Raw genomic sequence first — 18,855 nt, forward strand, 5'->3', positions numbered from 1 at the left:
AGTGCCGGTTACTGCGCCGGGCCCTCGATGGCCTCGGACGTCAGCAGACCCGCGTTGATCTCGCGCAGCGCGATGGAGAGCGGCTTCTCGTGGACGTGGGTGTCCACCAGCGGGCCGACGTACTCCAGCAGGCCCTCGCCGAGCTGCGAGTAGTACGCGTTGATCTGGCGCGCGCGCTTGGCGGCGTAGATGACCAGGCTGTACTTCGAGTCGGTCGCTTCGAGCAGCTCATCAATCGGCGGGTTGATGATGCCCTCGGGCGCGGTCATGGAAGAGGACACTCTCTGCCTTCCGATGGGGGTGAAGATCTAAAGAACCTTCATCAAGGCTAGCAGCTCACGTGCTACGTCCTCGACGGAGGTGTTGACCAGGGTGGTGTCGAACTCGGCCTCGGCGGCCAGCTCCACCTTGGCGGCGTCCAGCCTGCGCTCGATGACGTCGGGCGCCTCGGTGCCGCGGCCGGTGAGGCGGCGGACCAGTTCGTCCCAGCTCGGCGGGGCGAGGAAGACCAGCTGGGAGTCGGACATCGACTCCTTGACCTGCCGCGCGCCCTGGAGGTCGATCTCCAGGAGGACCGGCTCGCCCGCCTCCAGGCGGTCCAGGACGGCGCGACGCGGTGTGCCGTAGCGGTTGCCCGCGAACTCGGCCCACTCAAGGAGTTCGCCGTTGGCGACCAGCTTGTCGAACTCCTCGTCGTCCACGAAGAAGTACTGGACGCCGTGACGCTCGCCGGGGCGGGGCCCCCGTGTCGTCGCCGACACCGAGAGCCAGACCTCGGGGTGGACTTTGCGCATATGGGCGACGACCGTGCTCTTGCCGACCCCAGAGGGGCCGGAGAGCACGGTCAACCGCGGACGTTCATTCATGCATCGATTATTCCAGCTTCTCAGGGGTGCCTGAGACGTCAGGCGGCGCTGCCGCCGAACTCGCGCTCCAGGGAGGCGATCTGGTTGGAGCCGAGGCCCCGCACGCGGCGGCTCTCGGAGATGCCGAGCCGCTCCATGATCTGCTTGGCCCGGACCTTGCCCACGCCGGGCAGGGACTCAAGGAGGGCGGAGACCTTCATCTTCCCGATGACGTCGTTCTCCTGGCCCTGCTTGATGACCTCGTGGAGGGAGGCGCCGGAGTGCTTGAGTCGATTCTTGACCTCGGCCCGCTCCCGGCGAGCCGCGGCGGCCTTTTCGAGCGCGGCTGCGCGCTGTTCAGGGGTAAGGGGCGGAAGAGCCACGCCTACGTCACCTCGGATGTCGAACTGTCGGATACGGACCGGTGCGGAACTCGTCGCCCCACACCAGCGAGCAACGGGCATCGCACGGGTGCGCTGCCCGATGACTCTCGACGGAGACTAGCGGCCACAAGCGCTCTAGTCAGCGAGAACAGACGAAAAGTCCTGGTCAGCATCGCTCGACCAGGACTTTCCGGACATAACACCCGGGTTTTGCGTAAGGAATTTGTCAACAAACCCCGAGCACGGCCGTCAGGCGCTCACGGCACCGGCCGCGCCCCCGGCCCGAACCGCTGTGCGGACCTCGTCCGCGAAGCGCGCGGCCGCCTCCCGCAGGCCCGCCGCGTCGGGACCGTGGCGCAGGACCCCGCGGCTGACGTTCGGCACCACGTTGCCCACCGCCGCGCCGAACACGCGCGGAAGGTCGGCGGGGGTCGCGCCCTGGGCTCCGATGCCGGGGGCCAGCAGCGGCCCGTTGACGTCGAGGTCGAAGGAGGACAGGTCGCCGAGCGTCGCGCCCACGACCGCGCCGAAGGAGCCCATCGGGTCCTCGCCCGCGTTCTCCTCGGCGAGGTGGGCGAGCATCGTCGCGCCGATGGTCCTGCCGTCCTCCCGCACGGCCCGCTGGACCTCGGCGCCCTCCGGGTTCGAGGTGAGGGCGAGCACGAACAGTCCCGCGCCGCTCTTCCGCGCCAGGTCGACCGCGGGCTTCAGCGAGCCGTAGCCCAGGTAGGGCGATACCGTCAGCGCGTCCGAGAACAGCGGCGAGTCCTCGCGCAGGAACGCCTCGGCGTACGCGGCCATGGTCGAGCCGATGTCGCCGCGCTTGGCGTCCATGACCACCAGGGCGCCCGCCGCCCGCAGGTCGGCGACGGCGCGCTCCAGGACGGCGACGCCGCGCGAGCCGAAGCGCTCGAAGAACGCGGCCTGCGGCTTGAAGACCGCGACGCTGTCGGCCAGCGCCTCCACGGTCGTGCGCGTGAAGCGCTCCAGGCCGTCGATGTCGTCGTTCAGGCCCCACTCGGAGAGCAGCGAGGCGTGCGGGTCGATGCCGACGCAGAGCGGACCGCGGGTGTCCATGGCGTGGCGCAGGCGTGCGCCGAAGGGCTGCGGGGTCATGCGGAGGTACCCGCCTTCCGGGTGTCGGCGCCGACGGCTTCGGCGAGGGTGGCGTACGGGGAAGCGGCCAGGCGGGCGGCGAGGCCCCGGTGGATCGCGCGGGCGTAGAACGGGCCCTCGTAGATGAAGGCGCTGTAGCCCTGGACCAGCGTGGCTCCGGCGAGGATGCGCCGCCAGGCGTCCTCGGCGGTCTCGATGCCGCCGACGCCCACCAGCGTGATCTCGTCGCCCACGCGCGCGTGCAGCCTGCGCAGGACATCGAGGGAGCGCTCCTTGAGCGGCGCGCCGGACAGCCCGCCGGTCTCCTTGACCAGCGCGGGGTCGGACTTCAGGCCCAGGCCCTCGCGGGCGATGGTGGTGTTGGTGGCGATGATGCCGTCCAGGCCCAGCTCGACGGCGAGGTCGGCGACGGCGTCCACGTCCTCGTCGGCGAGATCGGGGGCGATCTTGACCAGCAGCGGGACGCGGCGCTCGGTGACCGTGCGGTCGGCCGCTTCGCGCACGGCGGTGAGCAGCGGCCGCAGCGACTCGGTGGCCTGGAGGTTGCGCAGGCCGGGGGTGTTGGGCGAGGAGACGTTGACGACCAGGTAGTCGGCGTGCCCGGCCAGGCGCTCGGTGGACAGGACGTAGTCGCCGACGGCCTCGGCCTCCGGGACGACCTTGGTCTTGCCGATGTTGACGCCGACCGTGGTCCTGAAGACCGGGTTGCGGGCGGCCAGGCGCGCGGCCACGGCCTCGGAGCCCTCGTTGTTGAAGCCCATGCGGTTGATCAGCGCGCGGTCGGGCACGAGGCGGAAGAGCCGCTTCTTGGGGTTGCCCGGCTGCGGCAGGCCGGTGACCGTGCCGATCTCGATGTGGTCGAAGCCGAGCATCGACATGCCGTCGATGGCCACGGCGTTCTTGTCGAACCCGGCGGCGAGGCCGAAGGGGCCGTGCATCCGCAGGCCGAACGCCTCGGTGCGCAGCTCTTCGTGGCGGGGCGCGAGCACGGCGGCGACGAAGGTGCGCAGGACGGGGACGCGGGCCGCGAGGCGGATCCAGCGGAAGGCCAGGTAGTGGGCCTTCTCGGGGTCCATGCGCTTGAAGACGAGGTTGAAGAAGATCTTGTACATGTTCTCGATTTCTCGGTTTCCGCGTGAAGCGTGACGGGGGTCGCATGAAGAGGGGGACACCGTTCCCGGTGTCCCCCTCCCCCGTTCCTACTGCTCGCGGGCCGCTGTCAGGCGCTGTGCGTGTTCCTGGAGCGAGCGGACCGAGACGTCGCCCCGGTTGAGGGCGTCGATGCCCTGGACCGCGGCGGCGAGCGCCTGGACCGTGGTCAGGCACGGCACGGAGCGGGCCACCGCCGCCGTACGGATCTCGTAGCCGTCGAGGCGGCCGCCGGTGCCGTACGGGGTGTTGACGATGAGGTCGACCTGGCCGTCGTGGATCAGCTGGACGACCGTCTTCTCGCCGTTCGGGCCCTCGCCCTCGGACTGCTTGCGCACGATGGTGGCGTTGATGCCGTTGCGCTTCAGCACCTCGGCGGTGCCGAAGGTGGCGAGCAGCTCGAAGCCGTGGGCGACCAGCTCGCGCGCCGGGAAGATCATCGAGCGCTTGTCGCGGTTGGCGACGGAGATGAAGGCGCGGCCCTTGGTGGGCAGCGGGCCGTACGCGCCGGCCTGCGACTTGGCGTACGCCGTGCCGAAGACCGAGTCGATGCCCATGACCTCGCCGGTGGAACGCATCTCCGGGCCGAGGACCGTGTCGACGCCGCGCCCGTGGATGTCGCGGAAGCGGCTCCACGGCATCACGGCCTCCTTGACGGAGATCGGCGCGTCCAGCGGCAGGGTGCCGCCGTCGCCCTCCCTGGGCAGCAGGCCCTCGGCGCGCAGCTCGGCGACGGTGGCGCCGAGCGAGATGCGCGCGGCGGCCTTGGCGAGCGGGACCGCGGTCGCCTTCGAGGTGAAGGGGACGGTGCGGGACGCGCGCGGGTTGGCCTCCAGGACGTACAGGATGTCGCCGGCCATCGCGAACTGGATGTTGATCAGTCCGCGCACGCCGACGCCCTTGGCGATGGCCTCGGTGGAGGCGCGCAGCCGCTTGATGTCGTGGCCGCCGAGCGTGATCGGGGGCAGGGCGCACGCCGAGTCGCCGGAGTGGATGCCGGCCTCCTCGATGTGCTCCATGACGCCGCCGAGGTAGAGCTCGTGGCCGTCGTAGAGCGCGTCCACGTCGATCTCGATGGCGTCGTCGAGGAACCGGTCGACGAGGACCGGGCGCGTCGGGGAGATCTCGGTGGACTCGGCGATGTACGCCTCAAGGCGAGTCTCGTCGTAGACGATCTCCATGCCGCGGCCGCCGAGCACGTACGACGGGCGGACCAGGACGGGGTAGCCGATCTCGTCGGCGATGGCCTTGGCGCCGGCGAAGGTGGTGGCGGTGCCGTGCTTGGGCGCGGGCAGCCCGGCCTCGGCGAGCACCTGGCCGAAGGCGCCGCGGTCCTCGGCGGCGTGGATCGCCTCGGGGGGCGTGCCGACGACCGGCACGCCGTTGTCCTTGAGCGCCTGGGCGAGGCCGAGCGGGGTCTGGCCGCCGAGCTGGACGACGACGCCCGCGATCGGGCCCGCGAGGGACTCGGCGTGGACGATCTCCAGCACGTCTTCGAGCGTCAGCGGCTCGAAGTACAGGCGGTCGGAGGTGTCGTAGTCGGTGGAGACGGTCTCCGGGTTGCAGTTGACCATCACGGTCTCGTAGCCCGCGTCGCTCAGCGCGAAGGAGGCGTGGACGCAGGAGTAGTCGAACTCGATGCCCTGGCCGATGCGGTTCGGGCCGGAGCCCAGGATGATCACCGCGGGCTTCTCGCGGGGCGCGACCTCGTTCTCCTCGTCGTACGAGGAGTAGAAGTACGGGGTCTTGGCGGCGAACTCGGCGGCGCAGGTGTCGACCGTCTTGTAGACCGGGCGGACCCCGAGGGCGTGCCTGACCTCGCGGACGACGTCCTCGCGCAGGCCGCGGATCTCCGCGATCTGGGCGTCGGAGAAGCCGTGGCGCTTGGCGTGGGCGAGCAGGTCGGCGTCGAGGCGCTCGGCCCCGGCGAGCTCGTCCGCGATCTCCTTGATGAGGAAGAGCTGGTCGACGAACCAGGGGTCGATCTTCGTGTAGTCGAAGACCTCCTCCTGGGTCGCGCCGGCCCGGATCGCGTCCATGACGGTGTTGATGCGGCCGTCGGTGGGGCGGACGGAGGCTTCGAGCAGCTCCTTCTTGTCACCGACGGGGCCGGTGAAGGAGAACTGGGAGCCCTTCTTCTCCAGCGAGCGCAGGGCCTTCTGGAACGCCTCGGTGAAGTTGCGGCCGATCGCCATGGCCTCGCCCACCGACTTCATGGTGGTGGTGAGGGTGGCGTCGGCGGACGGGAACTTCTCGAAGGCGAACCGCGGGGCCTTGACGACGACGTAGTCGAGGGTGGGCTCGAACGACGCCGGGGTCTTCTCCGTGATGTCGTTCGGGACCTCGTCCAGGGTGTAGCCGATGGCCAGCTTGGCGGCGATCTTGGCGATCGGGAAGCCGGTGGCCTTGGACGCCAGGGCGGACGAGCGGGAGACGCGCGGGTTCATCTCGATGACGATCACGCGGCCGTCGTCCGGGTTGATCGCGAACTGGATGTTGCAGCCGCCGGTGTCGACGCCGACCTCGCGGATGATCGCGATGCCGATGTCGCGCAGCCGCTGGTACTCGCGGTCGGTGAGCGTCATGGCGGGCGCGACGGTGATGGAGTCGCCGGTGTGCACGCCCATCGGGTCGAAGTTCTCGATGGAGCAGACGACCACGACGTTGTCGGCCTTGTCGCGCATCAGCTCCAGCTCGTACTCCTTCCAGCCGAGGATGGACTCCTCCAGGAGCACCTCGGTGGTCGGGGAGAGCGTCAGGCCCTGGCCCGCGATGCGGCGCAGCTCGTCCTCGTCGTGCGCGAAGCCGGAGCCCGCGCCGCCCATGGTGAAGGAGGGGCGGACGACGACGGGGTAGCCGCCGAGCGTGTCGACGCCCTCGATGACGTCGTCCATGGAGTGGCAGATGACCGAGCGGGCGGACTCGCCGGAGCCGATCTTGGCCTTGACGGCCTCGACGACGCCCTTGAAGAGGTCACGGTCCTCGCCCTTGTTGATGGCCTCGACGTTGGCGCCGATCAGCTCGACCCCGTACTTCTCCAGCACGCCCTGCTCGTGCATGGAGATCGCGGTGTTGAGCGCGGTCTGGCCGCCGAGGGTGGGCAGGAGCGCGTCGGGGCGCTCCTTGGCGATGATCTTCTCGACGAACTCGGGGGTGATCGGCTCGACGTAGGTCGCGTCGGCGATCTCCGGGTCGGTCATGATCGTGGCCGGGTTGGAGTTCACGAGGATGACCCGCAGGCCCTCGGACTTCAGCACCCGGCACGCCTGGGTGCCGGAGTAGTCGAACTCGGCGGCCTGGCCGATGACGATCGGGCCGGAGCCGATGACCAGGACGGACTGGATATCGGTGCGCTTAGGCACGCTCGGCCTCCATCAGAGATACGAAGCGGTCGAAGAGGTACGCGGCGTCGTGCGGACCTGCGGCGGCCTCGGGGTGGTACTGGACGGAGAAGGCGGGCTGGTCGAGCAGCCGCAGCCCCTCCACGACGTCGTCGTTCAGGCAGACGTGCGAGACCTCGGCGCGGCCGTAGGGGGTCTCGGACACCTTGTCGAGGGGCGCGTCGACGGCGAAGCCGTGGTTGTGCGCGGTGACCTCGACCTTGCCCGTGGTGCGGTCCTGGACGGGCTGGTTGATGCCCCGGTGGCCGTACTTCAGCTTGTAGGTGCCGAAGCCGAGCGCGCGGCCCAGGAGCTGGTTGCCGAAGCAGATGCCGAACAGCGGGGTCTTCTTCGCCAGGACGGCCCGGACGACGGAGACGTCGGCGGTGGACGGGTCGCCGGGGCCGTTGGAGAGGAAGACGCCGTCGGGGTTGACCGCGTAGACGTCCTCGACGGTGGCGGTGGCGGGCAGGACGTGCACCTCGATGCCGCGCTCGGCCATGCGGTGCGGGGTCATGCCCTTGATGCCGAGGTCGATGGCGGCGACGGTGAACTTCTTGGTGCCGATCGCCGGGACGACGTACGTCTCGGCGGTGGCGACCTCGGCGGAGAGGTCGGCGCCCTTCATCTGCGGGGCGTCCTTGACGCGGGCGAGCAGCGCGGCCTCGTCGGCCAGCGCCTCGCCGGAGAAGATGCCGACGCGCATGGCGCCGCGCTCGCGCAGGTGGCGGGTGAGGGCGCGGGTGTCGATGCCGGAGATGCCGACGACGCCCTGGCGCTCCAGCTCCTCGTCCAGCGTGCGCCGGGAGCGCCAGTTGGAGGGGATGCGGGCGGGGTCGCGCACGACGTAGCCGGAGACCCAGATCCGCTTCGACTCGTCGTCCTCGTCGTTGACGCCGGTGTTGCCGATGTGCGGCGCCGTCATCACGACCACCTGGCGGTGGTAGGAGGGGTCGGTCAGGGTCTCCTGGTAGCCGGTCATGCCGGTGTTGAAGACCGCCTCGCCGAAGGTCTCCCCCACGGCCCCGTAGGCACGGCCGCGGAAGGTGCGGCCGTCCTCCAGGACGAGTACGGCGGGAGCCTTGCCGGCTCCCCTGGTGGAGGTCGTCATCGTGAGGTGCCTTCCGTAGTGTTGATCATGCTGTTGACTGCTTCGACCCAGGCCGTGTGTTCGGCGGCCCGGTCGGAGCGGAAGCCGGAGTCGATCAGCTTGTCGCCGTGCTGCCAGGTGACGACGAGCAGACCGCCCTCGGCCAGGACCTTGCCCGCGATGCCCTTGTCGAGCCTGGCCTCGCGCAGCTGCGCGGCCGGGACGAAGAAGTCGTTCGCCCCGGGGCGCACGACCGCCAGGCCCTCGTCGGTGAGGGTCAGCTCGACGCGGCTGCGGGTGCCGAGCCCGTGTGCCACGATCCGGTCCAGCCACTGCCCCGCGGTGGTGGAGGCGTGGTAGCGGCCGGTCAGCTCAAGTCTCGCCGGAGCGGGGGACTCGGGCAGCTCGGGAAGCGGCGGCAGGTCCGACTGGAGGCTGCCGCGCCACTTCCATCCCTGGCGCATCAGCCAGTAGACGAGCGCGACGAAGAGCGCGAGCCCGATCAGCCAGCCGATGCGTCCGGACCAGTTGGTTACTTCCGCCGACTTCTCCTCGGCGGCCAGGAGGATGTGAGTTGTCACGCGAGCTTCCCGTCGACGACCGTTGCACGGCCCCGCAGGAAGGTGTGGGTGACGCGTCCCGGCAGCTCGCGGCCCTCGTAGGGGGTGTTGCGGCTGCGGGAGGCGAAGCCCGCGGGGTCCACGTTTCCACGGTAATCGGGATCGACCAGGACGAGGTTGGCGGGTTCGCCCGCCGCGACCGGGCGGCCGTGTCCGGTGGCCGTGCCGATGGCCGCGGGCTTGAAGGACATGCGCTCGGCGACGCCCGCCCAGTCCAGCAGGCCGGTCTCGACCATGGTGTGCTGGACGACGGAGAGCGCGGTCTCCAGGCCGACCATGCCCATGGCCGCGGCGGCCCACTCGCAGTCCTTGTCCTCGTGCGGGTGCGGGGCGTGGTCGGTGGCGACGATGTCGATCGTGCCGTCGGCCAGGGCCGTGCGCAGCGCCAGCACGTCGGCCTCGGTGCGCAGCGGCGGGTTCACCTTGTAGACCGGGTTGTAGCTGCGCACCAGCTCGTCGGTGAGGAGCAGGTGGTGCGGGGTGACCTCGGCGGTGACGTCGATGCCGCGGGACTTGGCCCAGCGGACGATCTCGACGGAGCCGGCGGTCGACAGGTGGCAGATGTGGACGCGGGAGCCGACGTGCTCGGCGAGCAGGACGTCGCGCGCGATGATCGACTCCTCGGCGACGGCGGGCCAGCCGCCGAGGCCGAGCTCGGCCGAGACGACGCCCTCGTTCATCTGGGCGCCCTCGGTGAGGCGGGGCTCCTGGGCGTGCTGGGCGACGACGCCGCCGAAGGCCTTCACGTACTCCAGGGCGCGGCGCATGATCACCGCGTCGTCGACGCACTTGCCGTCGTCGGAGAAGACGGTGACGCCGGCGGCCGACTCGTGCATGGCGCCCAGCTCGGCGAGCTGCTTGCCCTCCAGGCCGACGGTGACGGCGCCGATGGGCTGTACGTCGCAGTAGCCGGACTCCTTGCCGAGCCGCCACACCTGCTCGACGACACCGGCGGTGTCGGCGACCGGGAAGGTGTTGGCCATGGCGAACACGGAGGTGTAGCCGCCGCGCGCGGCGGCCCGCGTGCCGGTGAGGACCGTCTCGGAGTCCTCGCGGCCGGGCTCGCGGAGGTGGGTGTGCAGGTCGACCAGGCCGGGCAGGAGGATCTGGCCCCCGGCCTCGATCACGGTGGCGTCGGCGGCCTCCAGGCCCGTGCCGACCGCCTCGATGGTCTCGCCGTCGATGAGAACGTCCTGCGGCTCGCCGCCCAGCACCTTCGCACCGCGGATCAGGGTCTTGCTCATGGTTACTTGCTCTCCTCGGTGGTACGGGTGTGGCTGACGGCGGGCTCGTTGCCGCCCAGGAGCAGGTAGAGGACGGCCATGCGGGTGTGCACGCCGTTCGCGACCTGCTCGATGACGGTGCAGCGCGGGGAGTCGGCGACCTCGGCCGTGATCTCCATGCCGCGGACCATCGGACCGGGGTGCATCACGATGCCGTGCTCGGGCATCTTGGCCATGCGCTCGCCGTCGAGGCCGTAGCGGCGGGCGTACTCGCGCTCGGTCGGGAAGAAGGCCGCGTTCATCCGCTCGCGCTGGACGCGCAGCATCATCACGGCGTCGGACTTGGGCAGGACCGCGTCGAGGTCGTAGGAGACGTCGCAGGTCCAGTGGTCGACGCCGACGGGCAGCAGGGTCGGCGGGGCCACCAGGGTGACCTCGGCGCCCAGCGTGTGCAGCAGCTCGACGTTGGAGCGGGCGACCCGGCTGTGCAGGACGTCGCCGACGACGGTGATGCTCTTGCCCGTCAGGTCCTGGCCGAGCGCGTCCTCGCCGACGAGGCGGCGGCGCATGGTGAAGGCGTCCAGCAGGGCCTGGGTGGGGTGCTGGTGGGTGCCGTCGCCCGCGTTGATGACGGGGGCGTCGATCCAGCCGGAGTTGGCCAGCCGGTAGGGGGCGCCGGACGCGCCGTGCCGGATGACGACGGCGTCCACGCCCATGGCCTCCAGGGTCTGGGCGGTGTCCTTGAGGGACTCGCCCTTGGAGACCGACGAACCCTTGGCGGCGAAGTTGATGACGTCGGCCGACAGGCGCTTCTCGGCCGCTTCGAAGGAGATCCGGGTGCGGGTGGAGTCCTCGAAGAAGAGGTTGCAGATGGTGCGTCCGCGCAGGGTCGGGAGCTTCTTGATCGGCCGGTCGGCGACCCGGGCCATCTCCTGTGCGGTGTCGAGGACGAGTACGGCGTCGTCGCGGGTGAGGTCGGCGGCCGAGATGAGGTGACGCTTCATCTGGGTGTGTCTCCAGGTGTGATGGAGTTTCGGGCGTGCGGGCGCGCGGCAGCGCTCCGTACGACGGTGGAACGGGCCGGTACGGAGGGGGAGTCGCTACTGCTCGCGGGCCGGAACGGGCTGCTTCAGACCGAGCAGCACGGCGTCGCGGCCGTCCTCCTCGGCGAGCTGGACCTTGACCGTCTCCCGCAGCGACGTGGGGAGGTTCTTGCCGACGTAGTCGGCGCGGATCGGAAGCTCGCGGTGGCCGCGGTCGACCAGGACGGCGAGCTGTACGGCGCGCGGGCGGCCGATGTCGCCGAGCGCGTCGAGGGCGGCGCGGATGGTGCGGCCGGAGAAGAGCACGTCGTCGACGAGGACGACCAGGCGGCCGTCGACGCCGTCACCGGGGATCTCGGTGCGGCCGAGCGCACGGGCGGGCTTGAGGCGCAGGTCGTCCCGGTACATCGTGATGTCCAGGGAGCCGACGGGAACCTTGCGGCCGGTGATCTCTTCCAGCTTGACAGCCAGGCGCCGGGCGAGGAAAACGCCGCGGGTGGGAATTCCGAGGAGCACCACTTCTTCGGCGCCCTTGGCGCGCTCCACGATTTCGTGGGCGATGCGGGTCAGCACCCGCGCAATGTCCGGGCCCTCAAGAACGGGGCGCGCGGTATGAGAATTTTTGGCGTCCATAAAACGGACCTCCTTCTCCGCCTCACGGGACGGACCTTAAAGGACGTCGAAATTGCTTCGTCCACGGTACCAGGGCTTGTGTCGGATGTGAGTCACCCCGTTGGCCCAGGAGGGTGTGGACCATTCGGCTTGACGCATCCAAGTAACGCTGCGTAACCTCACAGTGAGTTACCAGCCACGCGGCGGAGCCGCATGTTGTTCCAGCGTCCGGGGAGCCATATGTCCAGCGAATACGCAAAACAGCTCGGGGCCAAGCTCCGTGCCATCCGCACCCAGCAGGGCCTCTCCCTCCACGGCGTGGAGGAGAAGTCCCAGGGTCGCTGGAAGGCCGTCGTGGTCGGCTCGTACGAGCGCGGCGACCGTGCCGTGACCGTGCAGCGCCTCGCCGAGCTCGCGGACTTCTACGGCGTCCCGGTGCAGGAGCTCCTTCCCGGTACGACCCCGGGCGGGGCCCAGGAGCCGCCGCCCAAGCTCGTGCTCGACCTGGAGCGCCTTGCCCACGTCCCCGCCGAGAAGGCCGGCCCGCTGCAGCGTTACGCCGCGACGATCCAGTCGCAGCGCGGCGACTACAACGGCAAGGTGCTGTCGATCCGCCAGGACGACCTGCGCACCCTCGCCGTCATTTACGACCAGTCGCCGTCCGTCCTGACCGAGCAGCTCATCAGCTGGGGCGTTCTGGACGCGGACGCCCGCCGCGCGGTGGGCCACGAGGACGCCTGACGCAGGACGAGCAGAAACGTACCGCCGGGGTGGGCGGGGCCGCTGAGGCCCCGCCCACCCCGGCTTTGCTTTCCTCTCCCGCGCGCAGCGCGCGGGAACGCCCCAGGGGCCCGCAGCGCACCTCGCGCTGCGGGCCCCTGGGGCACTGCTCGTCGCCGAACGCCTAGGCGTCGCGGCGCAGGTTCGGCTTCAGCTCCTTGAAGCGGGCCAGCAGCCCGTTCACGAACGCGGGCGAGTCGTCGGTGGAGAACTCCTTGGCGAGCTGAACCGCCTCGTCGATCACCACGGCGTCCGGCGTCCCGTCGACCCAGACCAGCTCGTAGGTGCCCAGTCGCAGGATGTTCCGGTCGACGACCGGCATGCGGTCGAGCGCCCAGCCCTCGGCGTACGTGGAGATGAGCTCGTCGATGCGGGCCGCGTACTGCGCGTACCCCTCGACGAGGTCCATCGTGAACTCGTTGACCGGCGGCTGCCTGGTGTCGCTCCTGGCGAGCCGCACCCAGTCCGCGAGGACCGTCTGCACGGTCGCCCCGCGCTGGTCGGCCTCGAAGAGGATCTGGAAGGCGCGCTTGCGGGCCTTGTTCCGGGCGGCCACGGTTAGCTGTTCACCCGGCCGAGGTAGTCGCTCGTGCGGGTGTCGACCTTGATCTTCTCACCGGTGGTGATGAAGAGCGGGACCTGGATCTGGTGGCCGGTCTCCAGGGTGGCGGGCTTGGTGCCGCCGGTGGAGCGGTCGCCCTGCACGCCCGGCTCGGTCTCCTGGATCGTCAGCTCGACGGCGGCCGGGAGCTCGACGTAGAGCACCTCGCCCTCGTGCTGCGCGACGGAGGCCGTGAAGCCCTCGATCAGGAAGTTGGCGGTGTCGCCGACGGACTTGCGGTCGACCATCAGCTGGTCGTAGGTCTCCATGTCCATGAAGACGAAGTAGTCGCCGTCCATGTACGAGAACTGCATGTCGCGACGGTCGATGGTGGCCGTCTCGACCTTGGTGCCGGCGTTGAACGTCTTGTCGACGACCTTGCCGGACATCACGCTCTTCAGCTTGGTGCGCACGAAGGCCGGGCCCTTGCCGGGCTTGACGTGCTGGAACTCGACGACGGACCAGAGCTGGCCGCCTTCGAGCTTGAGCACCATGCCGTTCTTGAGGTCGTTCGTGGAAGCCACGGTTGCGGAATCTCCTGGACTTGGTCGACGACCTAGGCCGCGCGTCAGAGCGCGAGCAGCTCCTTGGTCGTGATGGTGAGTAGCTCGGGTCCGCCGTCCGCCTCGGGGCGGACGACGAGCGTGTCATCGATCCGGACACCGCCCCGGCCCGGGAGGTGGACCCCCGGTTCGACGGTGACCGGCACGCAAGCGTCCAGTTTACCCATGGCACCAGGTGCGAGCTGCGGGTCCTCGACGATTTCGAGTCCGACCCCGTGCCCGACCCGCGGAACGAGCCCTTCCCCGTACCCCGCGGCCACCAGTGGCTGGCGCGCCGCGTGGTCCACGTCGCGGCAGGCCACGCCGGGGAACAGGGCTTCCCGGCCCGCCCGCTGGGCGGCGAACACCAGGTCGTACAGCTCGATCTGCCAGTCGGCCGGAGCGCTCCCGATGACGAACGTACGGCCGATCTCGCAGCGGTAGCCGCGGTAGTCGGCGCCCAGGCCGACCGAGAGGAAGTCGCCCTCCTCCACGCGGCGGTCCGTCGGCCGGTGGCCGCCCCTGCCGGAGTTCGGCCCCGTCCCGACGGAGGTCGGGAAGGCGGCGCCGTCCGCGCCGTGGTCGACGAGCCTGCGCTCCAGCTCCAGTGCGAGGTGCCGTTCGGTGCGGCCCACCAGGATCGATTCGAGGAGTTCGCCGAGTGCCTGGTCGGTGATCTCCGCCGCGATGCGCAGACAGGAGATCTCCTCCTCGTCCTTGACGATCCGCTGCTGTTCGACCGCGGAGGCGAGGTCGGCCAGGCGCAGCCGGGGCGCGACCGAGCGCATGGCGCGGTGCCGCGCCACGGTCAGGTCGTGCTCCTCGACGGCCAGGGACTCGGTGCCCCGGCCCGCCGCGAGGTCGGCGGCGGCCACGGCCGGGTCGCCGTCCGGCGTCGCGAGGTTCATCAGCCGCAGGCGCTCGTCGATGCGGCCGCCCCCCAGGGGGCCGGTCGCGGGCGGGCGCGGGCAGAGCAGGACGTCGTCCTCGGCGTCCGCGCCCAGCAGCAGCGCGGCGCCGGGGGGCGCTCCGCCCGCGAGGTAGCGGACGTTGGCGGGGCGGGAGACCAGGGCCGCCGCGCTGCCCGCGGCGGCGCACCGGTCACGGAGCCGGCCACGGCGGGCCGCGTACACCTCTGACATGGATCGAGGCTAGGCAGGCCCGGGGGCCCGGGGCACGCGGGCCCGGACCGTACGAGTGAGAGGAGGCCCGCCCGGAGCGGCTACCAGGCGGGCGGGCTCGCTATGGACCGGGCCAGCACGTCGTCCAGGACGCGGGCGGTGGCCTCCACGTCCAGCGCGGAGTTGTCGATGATCGGCAGCCCCGAGCCGTACCAGCCCGCCATCCGGCCGTGGATACGGGCCACTTCCTCGTCGGTGAGCCTGCGGTTGCCGCTGCGCTCGGCGTTGCGCTCCAGGACGATCTCCAGTCCCGGCAGCAGCACCACGGGCAGCAGTCCCGGACCCACGTGCCGCTTCCAGCCGCCGAGGCCGACCACGGGCCGGTCGGGGAAGACGGCGTCGTCCAGGATGCAGGAGATGCCGTTGGCCAGGAAGTTGCGGGCGGCGAAGCCGCAGGTGCGGCGGGCCAGCCGGTACTGCGCCTCGGAGTTGTCGTTCCAGCCCGACTGCGGGTCGGCGAAGCCGGAGCAGACCCATTCGCGCACGTCGTCCAGGCTGATGTGGGCCGTGGGGACCCTGCGGCGCTGCGCCCAGTGCCGGGCGACGGTGGTCTTGCCCGCGCCCGCGGGGCCGATCAGCAGGACCGCCAGGGTCGCCGTGCCGGTGCCGGTCTCCACGGGCGGCGGCGACGGCATCGCCACGGGGCCGCCGGGGGGCAGCCTGACGTGCCCCGTGGTGTCCGGCGCGGGCGGGGCCGGAACCCCCTGTGCGGGGGTGACGGGGGTGACGGGAGGAAGGGGCGCGGGAGGGGCGGGGGGCAGCTGCGCGGGCGGGAGGGGCGCGGGCGGCGTGGCGGGGAAGGGGCCGTGCGGCGGGACCTGTCCGGTCCAGCCGGGGGCCTGCGGAGCCTGGGGCACCTGGGGATGCCCGGGGTGCCCCGGGTGCGGGTGTGCTGGGCCGGCGACGCCGTGCTGCATCCGGTGCCACTCCGTCTCGTACTGCTGACAACTGAGCCTGAACGAACGGCCACCGTACCTCCCCCGGCCGTTGCTCGAACAACGGCCGGGGGGTCGCCCGAGTGCCCCTCAGCCGGTCGGTTCGTCGGCGAGGGCCCGCAGTGCCAGCAGGTACGAGCCGATGCCGAAGCCCGCGACGGTGCCGCTGGCCACCGGGGCGATGACGGAGTTGTGACGGAACTCCTCGCGCGCGTACGGATTGGAGATGTGCACCTCGATCAGCGGCGCCGTGCGCTGGGCCGCCGCGTCGCGCATGCCGTACGAGTAGTGCGTGAACGCGCCGGGGTTGATGACGACCGGGATCCGGCCGTCGGCCGCCTCGTGGAGCCAGCGGATCAGCTCGCCCTCGTCGTTGGTCTCCCGCACGTCCACGTCGAAGCCCAGCTCGGCGCCGAGCTTGCGGCACGCCTCGACGAGGCCCGCGTAGGAGGTGGAGCCGTACACGTCGGGCTCGCGCGAGCCCAGCCGGCCGAGGTTCGGCCCGTTGAGTACGTACACCGTGCGGCTCACGCGGACACCTCTCCGTACGCGGCGAGCAGGATCGCCGGGTCGGGCGCTTCGAGTACGGTCGGCTTGCCCAGGCCGTCCAGGACGATGAAGCGCAGCCGGTCGCCCCTGGACTTCTTGTCGACCTTCATGGTCTCCAGGAGCTTGGGCCACTGGTCGCCCCGGTAGGTGAGCGGCAGGCCCACCGACTTGAGGACGGCCGCGTGCCGTTCGGCCGTGGCGTCGTCGAGCCGTCCCGCGAGGCGGCCCAGCTCGGCGGCGAAGACCATGCCGATGGAGACGGCGGCGCCGTGGCGCCACTTGTAGCGCTCGTTCTTCTCGATGGCGTGGGCGAGGGTGTGGCCGTAGTTCAGGATCTCGCGGAGGCCCGCCTCCTTGAAGTCGTCGGAGACCACGCCGGCCTTGACCCGGACGGCCCGCTCGATCAGCTCGGCGGTGTGCGGTCCTTCGGGGCCGCGGGCGCCCTCCGGGTCGGCCTCGATCAGGTCGAGGATCACCGGGTCGGCGATGAATCCGGCCTTGATGACCTCGGCGAGGCCCGACACGTAGTCGTTGACGGGCAGCGAGGCGAGCGCCGCGAGGTCGCACAGGACCCCGGCGGGCGGGTGGAAGGCGCCGACGAGGTTCTTGCCCTCGGCGGTGTTGATGCCGGTCTTGCCGCCGACCGCGGCGTCGACCATGCCGAGCACGGTCGTCGGCACGGCGATCCAGCGCACCCCGCGCAGCCAGCTGGCCGCGACGAAGCCCGCGAGGTCGGTGGTGGCTCCCCCGCCGACGCCGACGACGACGTCGGTGCGGGTGAAGCCGGTCTGGCCGAGCGCCTTCCAGCAGTAGGCGGCGACCTCGGCGGTCTTGGCCTCCTCCGCGTTGGGCACCTGGACGGCGATGGCCTCGTAGCCCTGCGCCGCCAGGTCCTCGCGGATCGCGTCGCCGGTCCCGGCCAGCGCCTCGGGGTGGATCACGGCGACGCGCCTGGCCTGCGGGCCGATCAGCCCCGGCAGCTCGGCCAGCAGCTGGTGGCCGATCAGCACCTCGTACGGATCGGTGCCAGCGCTTCCGGCGATCTGGATACGGGTGACTGCCTGCTCGGTCATGCGTCCTTCAGCTCCAGTGCGTCGAGGACCGCCTGGGCGACCTCTTCGGGGGTGCGGTCGTCGGTGGCCACGACGGCGCGGGCCACTTCTTCGTACAGATGGCGGCGGGCGTCCATCAGCTCCCGCCACTGCCGGCGCGGGTTGACGGCCAGCAGCGGGCGGGCGGCGCCGAGGCCGACGCGGCGCACGGCCTCCTCGACGTCCATCGAGAGGTAGACGACGGGCAGGTCGGCGAGGAGCGCGCGGGTCCCCTCGTCGAGGACCGCGCCGCCGCCGAGGGCGAGCACCCCGCCGTGCTCGGCGACGGCGGTGCGCACCGCGCCCCGCTCCAGCGCGCGGAAGTGCGGCTCGCCCTCGTCGAAGAAGATCTCCGCGATCGGCTTGCCCGCCGCGGCCTCCACGTCGGCGTCGGTGTCGCGGTAGGCGGTGCCCAGGCGCTGGGCCAGCAGTTCGCCCACGGTCGACTTGCCGACGCCCATCGGGCCGACGAGCACGACGGCGGGTGCCGTCATCGGATGTGCAGGTTGTCGAGGTACGACCGGACGTTGCGCCGGGTCTCGGCCACGCTGTCGCCGCCGAACTTCTCGCCGACGGCGTCCGCGAGGACGAGCGCGACCATGGCCTCGGCGACGATCCCGGCGGCGGGCACCGCGCACACGTCGGAGCGCTGGTGGTGGGCCTTGGCGGCCTCGCCGGTGGTGACGTCGATGGTGGCCAGCGCGCGCGGCACGGTCGCGATGGGCTTCATCGCGGCGCGCACCCGCAGCAGTTCGCCGGTGGTCAGGCCGCCCTCGGTGCCGCCGGAGCGGCCGGTGGCGCGCCTGACGCCGTCCTCGGTGGCCACGATCTCGTCGTGGGCCTCGGAGCCCGGCACCCGGGCGAGGTCGAAGCCGTCGCCGACCTCGACGCCCTTGATGGCCTGGATGCCCATGAGCGCGGCGGCGAGCCGGGCGTCGAGGCGGCGGTCCCAGTGGACGTGCGAGCCGAGGCCCACGGGGACGCCGTACGCCAGGACCTCGACGACGCCGCCGAGGGTGTCGCCGTCCTTGTGGGCCTGGTCGATCTCGGCGACCATCGCCTTCGACGCGTCGGCGTCCAGGCAGCGCACGGGGTCGGCGTCCAGCTTCTCGACGTCGGCCGGGGTCGGGTAGACGCCGTACGGGGCCTTGGCCGCGGCCAGCTCGGTGACGTGGCTGACGATCTCGATGCCCGCGGTCTCCTTGAGGTACGAGCGGGCGACGGCGCCGAGCGCGACGCGGGCGGCGGTCTCGCGGGCGGAGGCGCGCTCCAGGATCGGGCGGGCCTCGTCGAAGCCGTACTTCTGCATGCCCGCCAGGTCGGCGTGGCCGGGGCGCGGCCGGGTCAGCGGGGCGTTGCGGGCCAGGTCGGCGAGGATCTCGGGGTCCACCGGGTCGGCGGACATGACCTGCTCCCACTTGGGCCACTCGGTGTTGCCCACCATGATCGCGACCGGCGATCCCATGGTGAGGCCGTGGCGGACGCCGCCGAGGAAGGTCACCTCGTCGCGTTCGAACTTCATCCGGGCACCGCGCCCATAGCCCAGGCGCCGCCGGGCGAGGTGGTCAGCGACCATCTCCGTGGTGATCGGGACACCGGCGGGAAGACCCTCCAGCGTCGCCACGAGTGCGGGGCCGTGCGACTCCCCTGCGGTCAGCCAGCGCAACCTGCTCAACGGTGCTCCTCATGCTCGCGCCTCGACTGCTTTCGGCGCG

Annotated in this window: 20 protein-coding genes; 1 reads left to right on the plus strand and 19 read right to left on the minus strand. The window is 71.3% G+C overall.

Going from position 1 to position 18,855, the window contains the following annotated elements; translation table 11 throughout:
• Positions 1-8 precede the first annotated feature (8 nt).
• The 11 genes from rpoZ to pyrR all read right to left on the minus strand — a co-directional run bounded on the left by rpoZ (position 9) and on the right by pyrR (position 11,482).
• Positions 9-281, minus strand: coding sequence for a DNA-directed RNA polymerase subunit omega (gene rpoZ, locus ACIBNE_RS26315; protein ID WP_017242218.1), 273 nt, complete (start codon positions 279-281; stop codon positions 9-11).
• Positions 282-308: 27 nt separating this feature from the next.
• On the minus strand, positions 309-866 hold the full coding sequence (gmk, locus tag ACIBNE_RS26320) for a guanylate kinase (protein WP_399275622.1): 558 nt from the start codon (positions 864-866) through the stop codon (positions 309-311).
• Between the two features lie 38 nt (positions 867-904).
• Entirely contained in the window at positions 905-1,228 is a 324-nt protein-coding gene (locus ACIBNE_RS26325) for an integration host factor (RefSeq protein WP_014157387.1), read from the minus strand.
• A 249-nt stretch (positions 1,229-1,477) separates the two neighbouring features.
• Positions 1,478-2,344 (minus strand): orotidine-5'-phosphate decarboxylase, encoded by an 867-nt coding sequence (pyrF, locus tag ACIBNE_RS26330; RefSeq protein ID WP_399275624.1) that lies wholly within the window; start codon positions 2,342-2,344, stop codon positions 1,478-1,480.
• A complete protein-coding gene (locus ACIBNE_RS26335; RefSeq protein ID WP_399275626.1) occupies positions 2,341-3,456 on the minus strand; it encodes a quinone-dependent dihydroorotate dehydrogenase in 1,116 nt (371 codons plus the stop codon). Before ACIBNE_RS26335 ends, pyrF begins: the two co-directional genes overlap by 4 nt.
• Positions 3,457-3,543: 87 nt before the next feature.
• Positions 3,544-6,855, minus strand: coding sequence for a carbamoyl-phosphate synthase large subunit (gene carB, locus ACIBNE_RS26340; RefSeq protein ID WP_399275628.1), 3,312 nt, complete (start codon positions 6,853-6,855; stop codon positions 3,544-3,546).
• Positions 6,848-7,984: a glutamine-hydrolyzing carbamoyl-phosphate synthase small subunit gene (gene carA / locus ACIBNE_RS26345; protein WP_399275630.1), complete on the minus strand. Its 1,137-nt coding sequence runs from the start codon at positions 7,982-7,984 to the stop codon at positions 6,848-6,850. The genes carB and carA overlap by 8 nt, the downstream gene beginning before the upstream one ends.
• Complete coding sequence (locus ACIBNE_RS26350; protein WP_399275632.1) at positions 7,981-8,544, minus strand: hypothetical protein; 564 nt, start codon at positions 8,542-8,544, stop codon at positions 7,981-7,983. The genes carA and ACIBNE_RS26350 overlap by 4 nt, the downstream gene beginning before the upstream one ends.
• Positions 8,541-9,827 (minus strand): dihydroorotase, encoded by a 1,287-nt coding sequence (locus ACIBNE_RS26355; RefSeq protein WP_399275634.1) that lies wholly within the window; start codon positions 9,825-9,827, stop codon positions 8,541-8,543. Before ACIBNE_RS26355 ends, ACIBNE_RS26350 begins: the two co-directional genes overlap by 4 nt.
• 2 nt (positions 9,828-9,829) lie before the next feature.
• Positions 9,830-10,810: an aspartate carbamoyltransferase catalytic subunit gene (locus ACIBNE_RS26360; protein ID WP_399275636.1), complete on the minus strand. Its 981-nt coding sequence runs from the start codon at positions 10,808-10,810 to the stop codon at positions 9,830-9,832.
• A gap of 96 nt (positions 10,811-10,906) precedes the next feature.
• Positions 10,907-11,482, minus strand: coding sequence for a bifunctional pyr operon transcriptional regulator/uracil phosphoribosyltransferase PyrR (gene pyrR, locus ACIBNE_RS26365; protein ID WP_399275638.1), 576 nt, complete (start codon positions 11,480-11,482; stop codon positions 10,907-10,909).
• A gap of 219 nt (positions 11,483-11,701) precedes the next feature.
• On the opposite strand from pyrR, the gene bldD reads away from it, so the two are divergent.
• Positions 11,702-12,202 (plus strand): transcriptional regulator BldD, encoded by a 501-nt coding sequence (gene bldD, locus ACIBNE_RS26370; protein WP_399275640.1) that lies wholly within the window; start codon positions 11,702-11,704, stop codon positions 12,200-12,202.
• Between the two features lie 163 nt (positions 12,203-12,365).
• On the opposite strand, the gene nusB is transcribed toward bldD, so the two are convergent.
• The 8 genes from nusB to aroC all read right to left on the minus strand — a co-directional run bounded on the left by nusB (position 12,366) and on the right by aroC (position 18,815).
• Entirely contained in the window at positions 12,366-12,797 is a 432-nt protein-coding gene (gene nusB / locus ACIBNE_RS26375) for a transcription antitermination factor NusB (RefSeq protein WP_399275642.1), read from the minus strand.
• Between the two features lie 2 nt (positions 12,798-12,799).
• Positions 12,800-13,366: an elongation factor P gene (gene efp, locus ACIBNE_RS26380; RefSeq protein WP_399275644.1), complete on the minus strand. Its 567-nt coding sequence runs from the start codon at positions 13,364-13,366 to the stop codon at positions 12,800-12,802.
• Between the two features lie 44 nt (positions 13,367-13,410).
• Positions 13,411-14,526: a M24 family metallopeptidase gene (locus ACIBNE_RS26385; RefSeq protein ID WP_399275646.1), complete on the minus strand. Its 1,116-nt coding sequence runs from the start codon at positions 14,524-14,526 to the stop codon at positions 13,411-13,413.
• An 80-nt stretch (positions 14,527-14,606) separates the two neighbouring features.
• Entirely contained in the window at positions 14,607-15,482 is an 876-nt protein-coding gene (locus ACIBNE_RS26390; protein WP_399275648.1) for an AAA family ATPase, read from the minus strand.
• 108 nt (positions 15,483-15,590) lie between these two features.
• Complete coding sequence (gene aroQ, locus ACIBNE_RS26395; RefSeq protein ID WP_399275650.1) at positions 15,591-16,031, minus strand: type II 3-dehydroquinate dehydratase; 441 nt, start codon at positions 16,029-16,031, stop codon at positions 15,591-15,593.
• The gene (aroB, locus tag ACIBNE_RS26400) at positions 16,028-17,122 is read right to left on the minus strand and encodes a 3-dehydroquinate synthase (protein ID WP_399275652.1); all 1,095 of its coding nucleotides are present in this window, start codon (positions 17,120-17,122) and stop codon (positions 16,028-16,030) included. The genes aroQ and aroB overlap by 4 nt, the downstream gene beginning before the upstream one ends.
• The gene (locus ACIBNE_RS26405; RefSeq protein WP_399275654.1) at positions 17,119-17,634 is read right to left on the minus strand and encodes a shikimate kinase; all 516 of its coding nucleotides are present in this window, start codon (positions 17,632-17,634) and stop codon (positions 17,119-17,121) included. The genes aroB and ACIBNE_RS26405 overlap by 4 nt, the downstream gene beginning before the upstream one ends.
• Positions 17,631-18,815, minus strand: coding sequence for a chorismate synthase (aroC, locus tag ACIBNE_RS26410; protein ID WP_399275656.1), 1,185 nt, complete (start codon positions 18,813-18,815; stop codon positions 17,631-17,633). Before aroC ends, ACIBNE_RS26405 begins: the two co-directional genes overlap by 4 nt.
• Positions 18,816-18,855: the final 40 nt, after the last annotated feature.

This window comes from Streptomyces sp. NPDC050504, assembly GCF_044458065.1.
Lineage (GTDB): Bacteria > Actinomycetota > Actinomycetes > Streptomycetales > Streptomycetaceae > Streptomyces.

Coding starts and splice junctions, on each gene's coding strand:
- pyrF (WP_399275624.1), bottom strand. CDS start 2,344: ATGACCCCGCAGCCCTTCGGCGCACGCCTGCGCCACGCCATGGACACC.
- ACIBNE_RS26335 (WP_399275626.1), bottom strand. CDS start 3,456: ATGTACAAGATCTTCTTCAACCTCGTCTTCAAGCGCATGGACCCCGAG.
- aroB (WP_399275652.1), bottom strand. CDS start 17,122: ATGACCGAGCAGGCAGTCACCCGTATCCAGATCGCCGGAAGCGCTGGC.
- bldD (WP_399275640.1), top strand. CDS start 11,702: ATGTCCAGCGAATACGCAAAACAGCTCGGGGCCAAGCTCCGTGCCATC.
- ACIBNE_RS26390 (WP_399275648.1), bottom strand. CDS start 15,482: ATGCAGCACGGCGTCGCCGGCCCAGCACACCCGCACCCGGGGCACCCC.
- ACIBNE_RS26385 (WP_399275646.1), bottom strand. CDS start 14,526: ATGTCAGAGGTGTACGCGGCCCGCCGTGGCCGGCTCCGTGACCGGTGC.
- ACIBNE_RS26360 (WP_399275636.1), bottom strand. CDS start 10,810: ATGAAGCGTCACCTCATCTCGGCCGCCGACCTCACCCGCGACGACGCC.
- pyrR (WP_399275638.1), bottom strand. CDS start 11,482: ATGGACGCCAAAAATTCTCATACCGCGCGCCCCGTTCTTGAGGGCCCG.
- carA (WP_399275630.1), bottom strand. CDS start 7,984: ATGACGACCTCCACCAGGGGAGCCGGCAAGGCTCCCGCCGTACTCGTC.
- ACIBNE_RS26355 (WP_399275634.1), bottom strand. CDS start 9,827: ATGAGCAAGACCCTGATCCGCGGTGCGAAGGTGCTGGGCGGCGAGCCG.
- gmk (WP_399275622.1), bottom strand. CDS start 866: ATGAATGAACGTCCGCGGTTGACCGTGCTCTCCGGCCCCTCTGGGGTC.
- ACIBNE_RS26405 (WP_399275654.1), bottom strand. CDS start 17,634: ATGACGGCACCCGCCGTCGTGCTCGTCGGCCCGATGGGCGTCGGCAAG.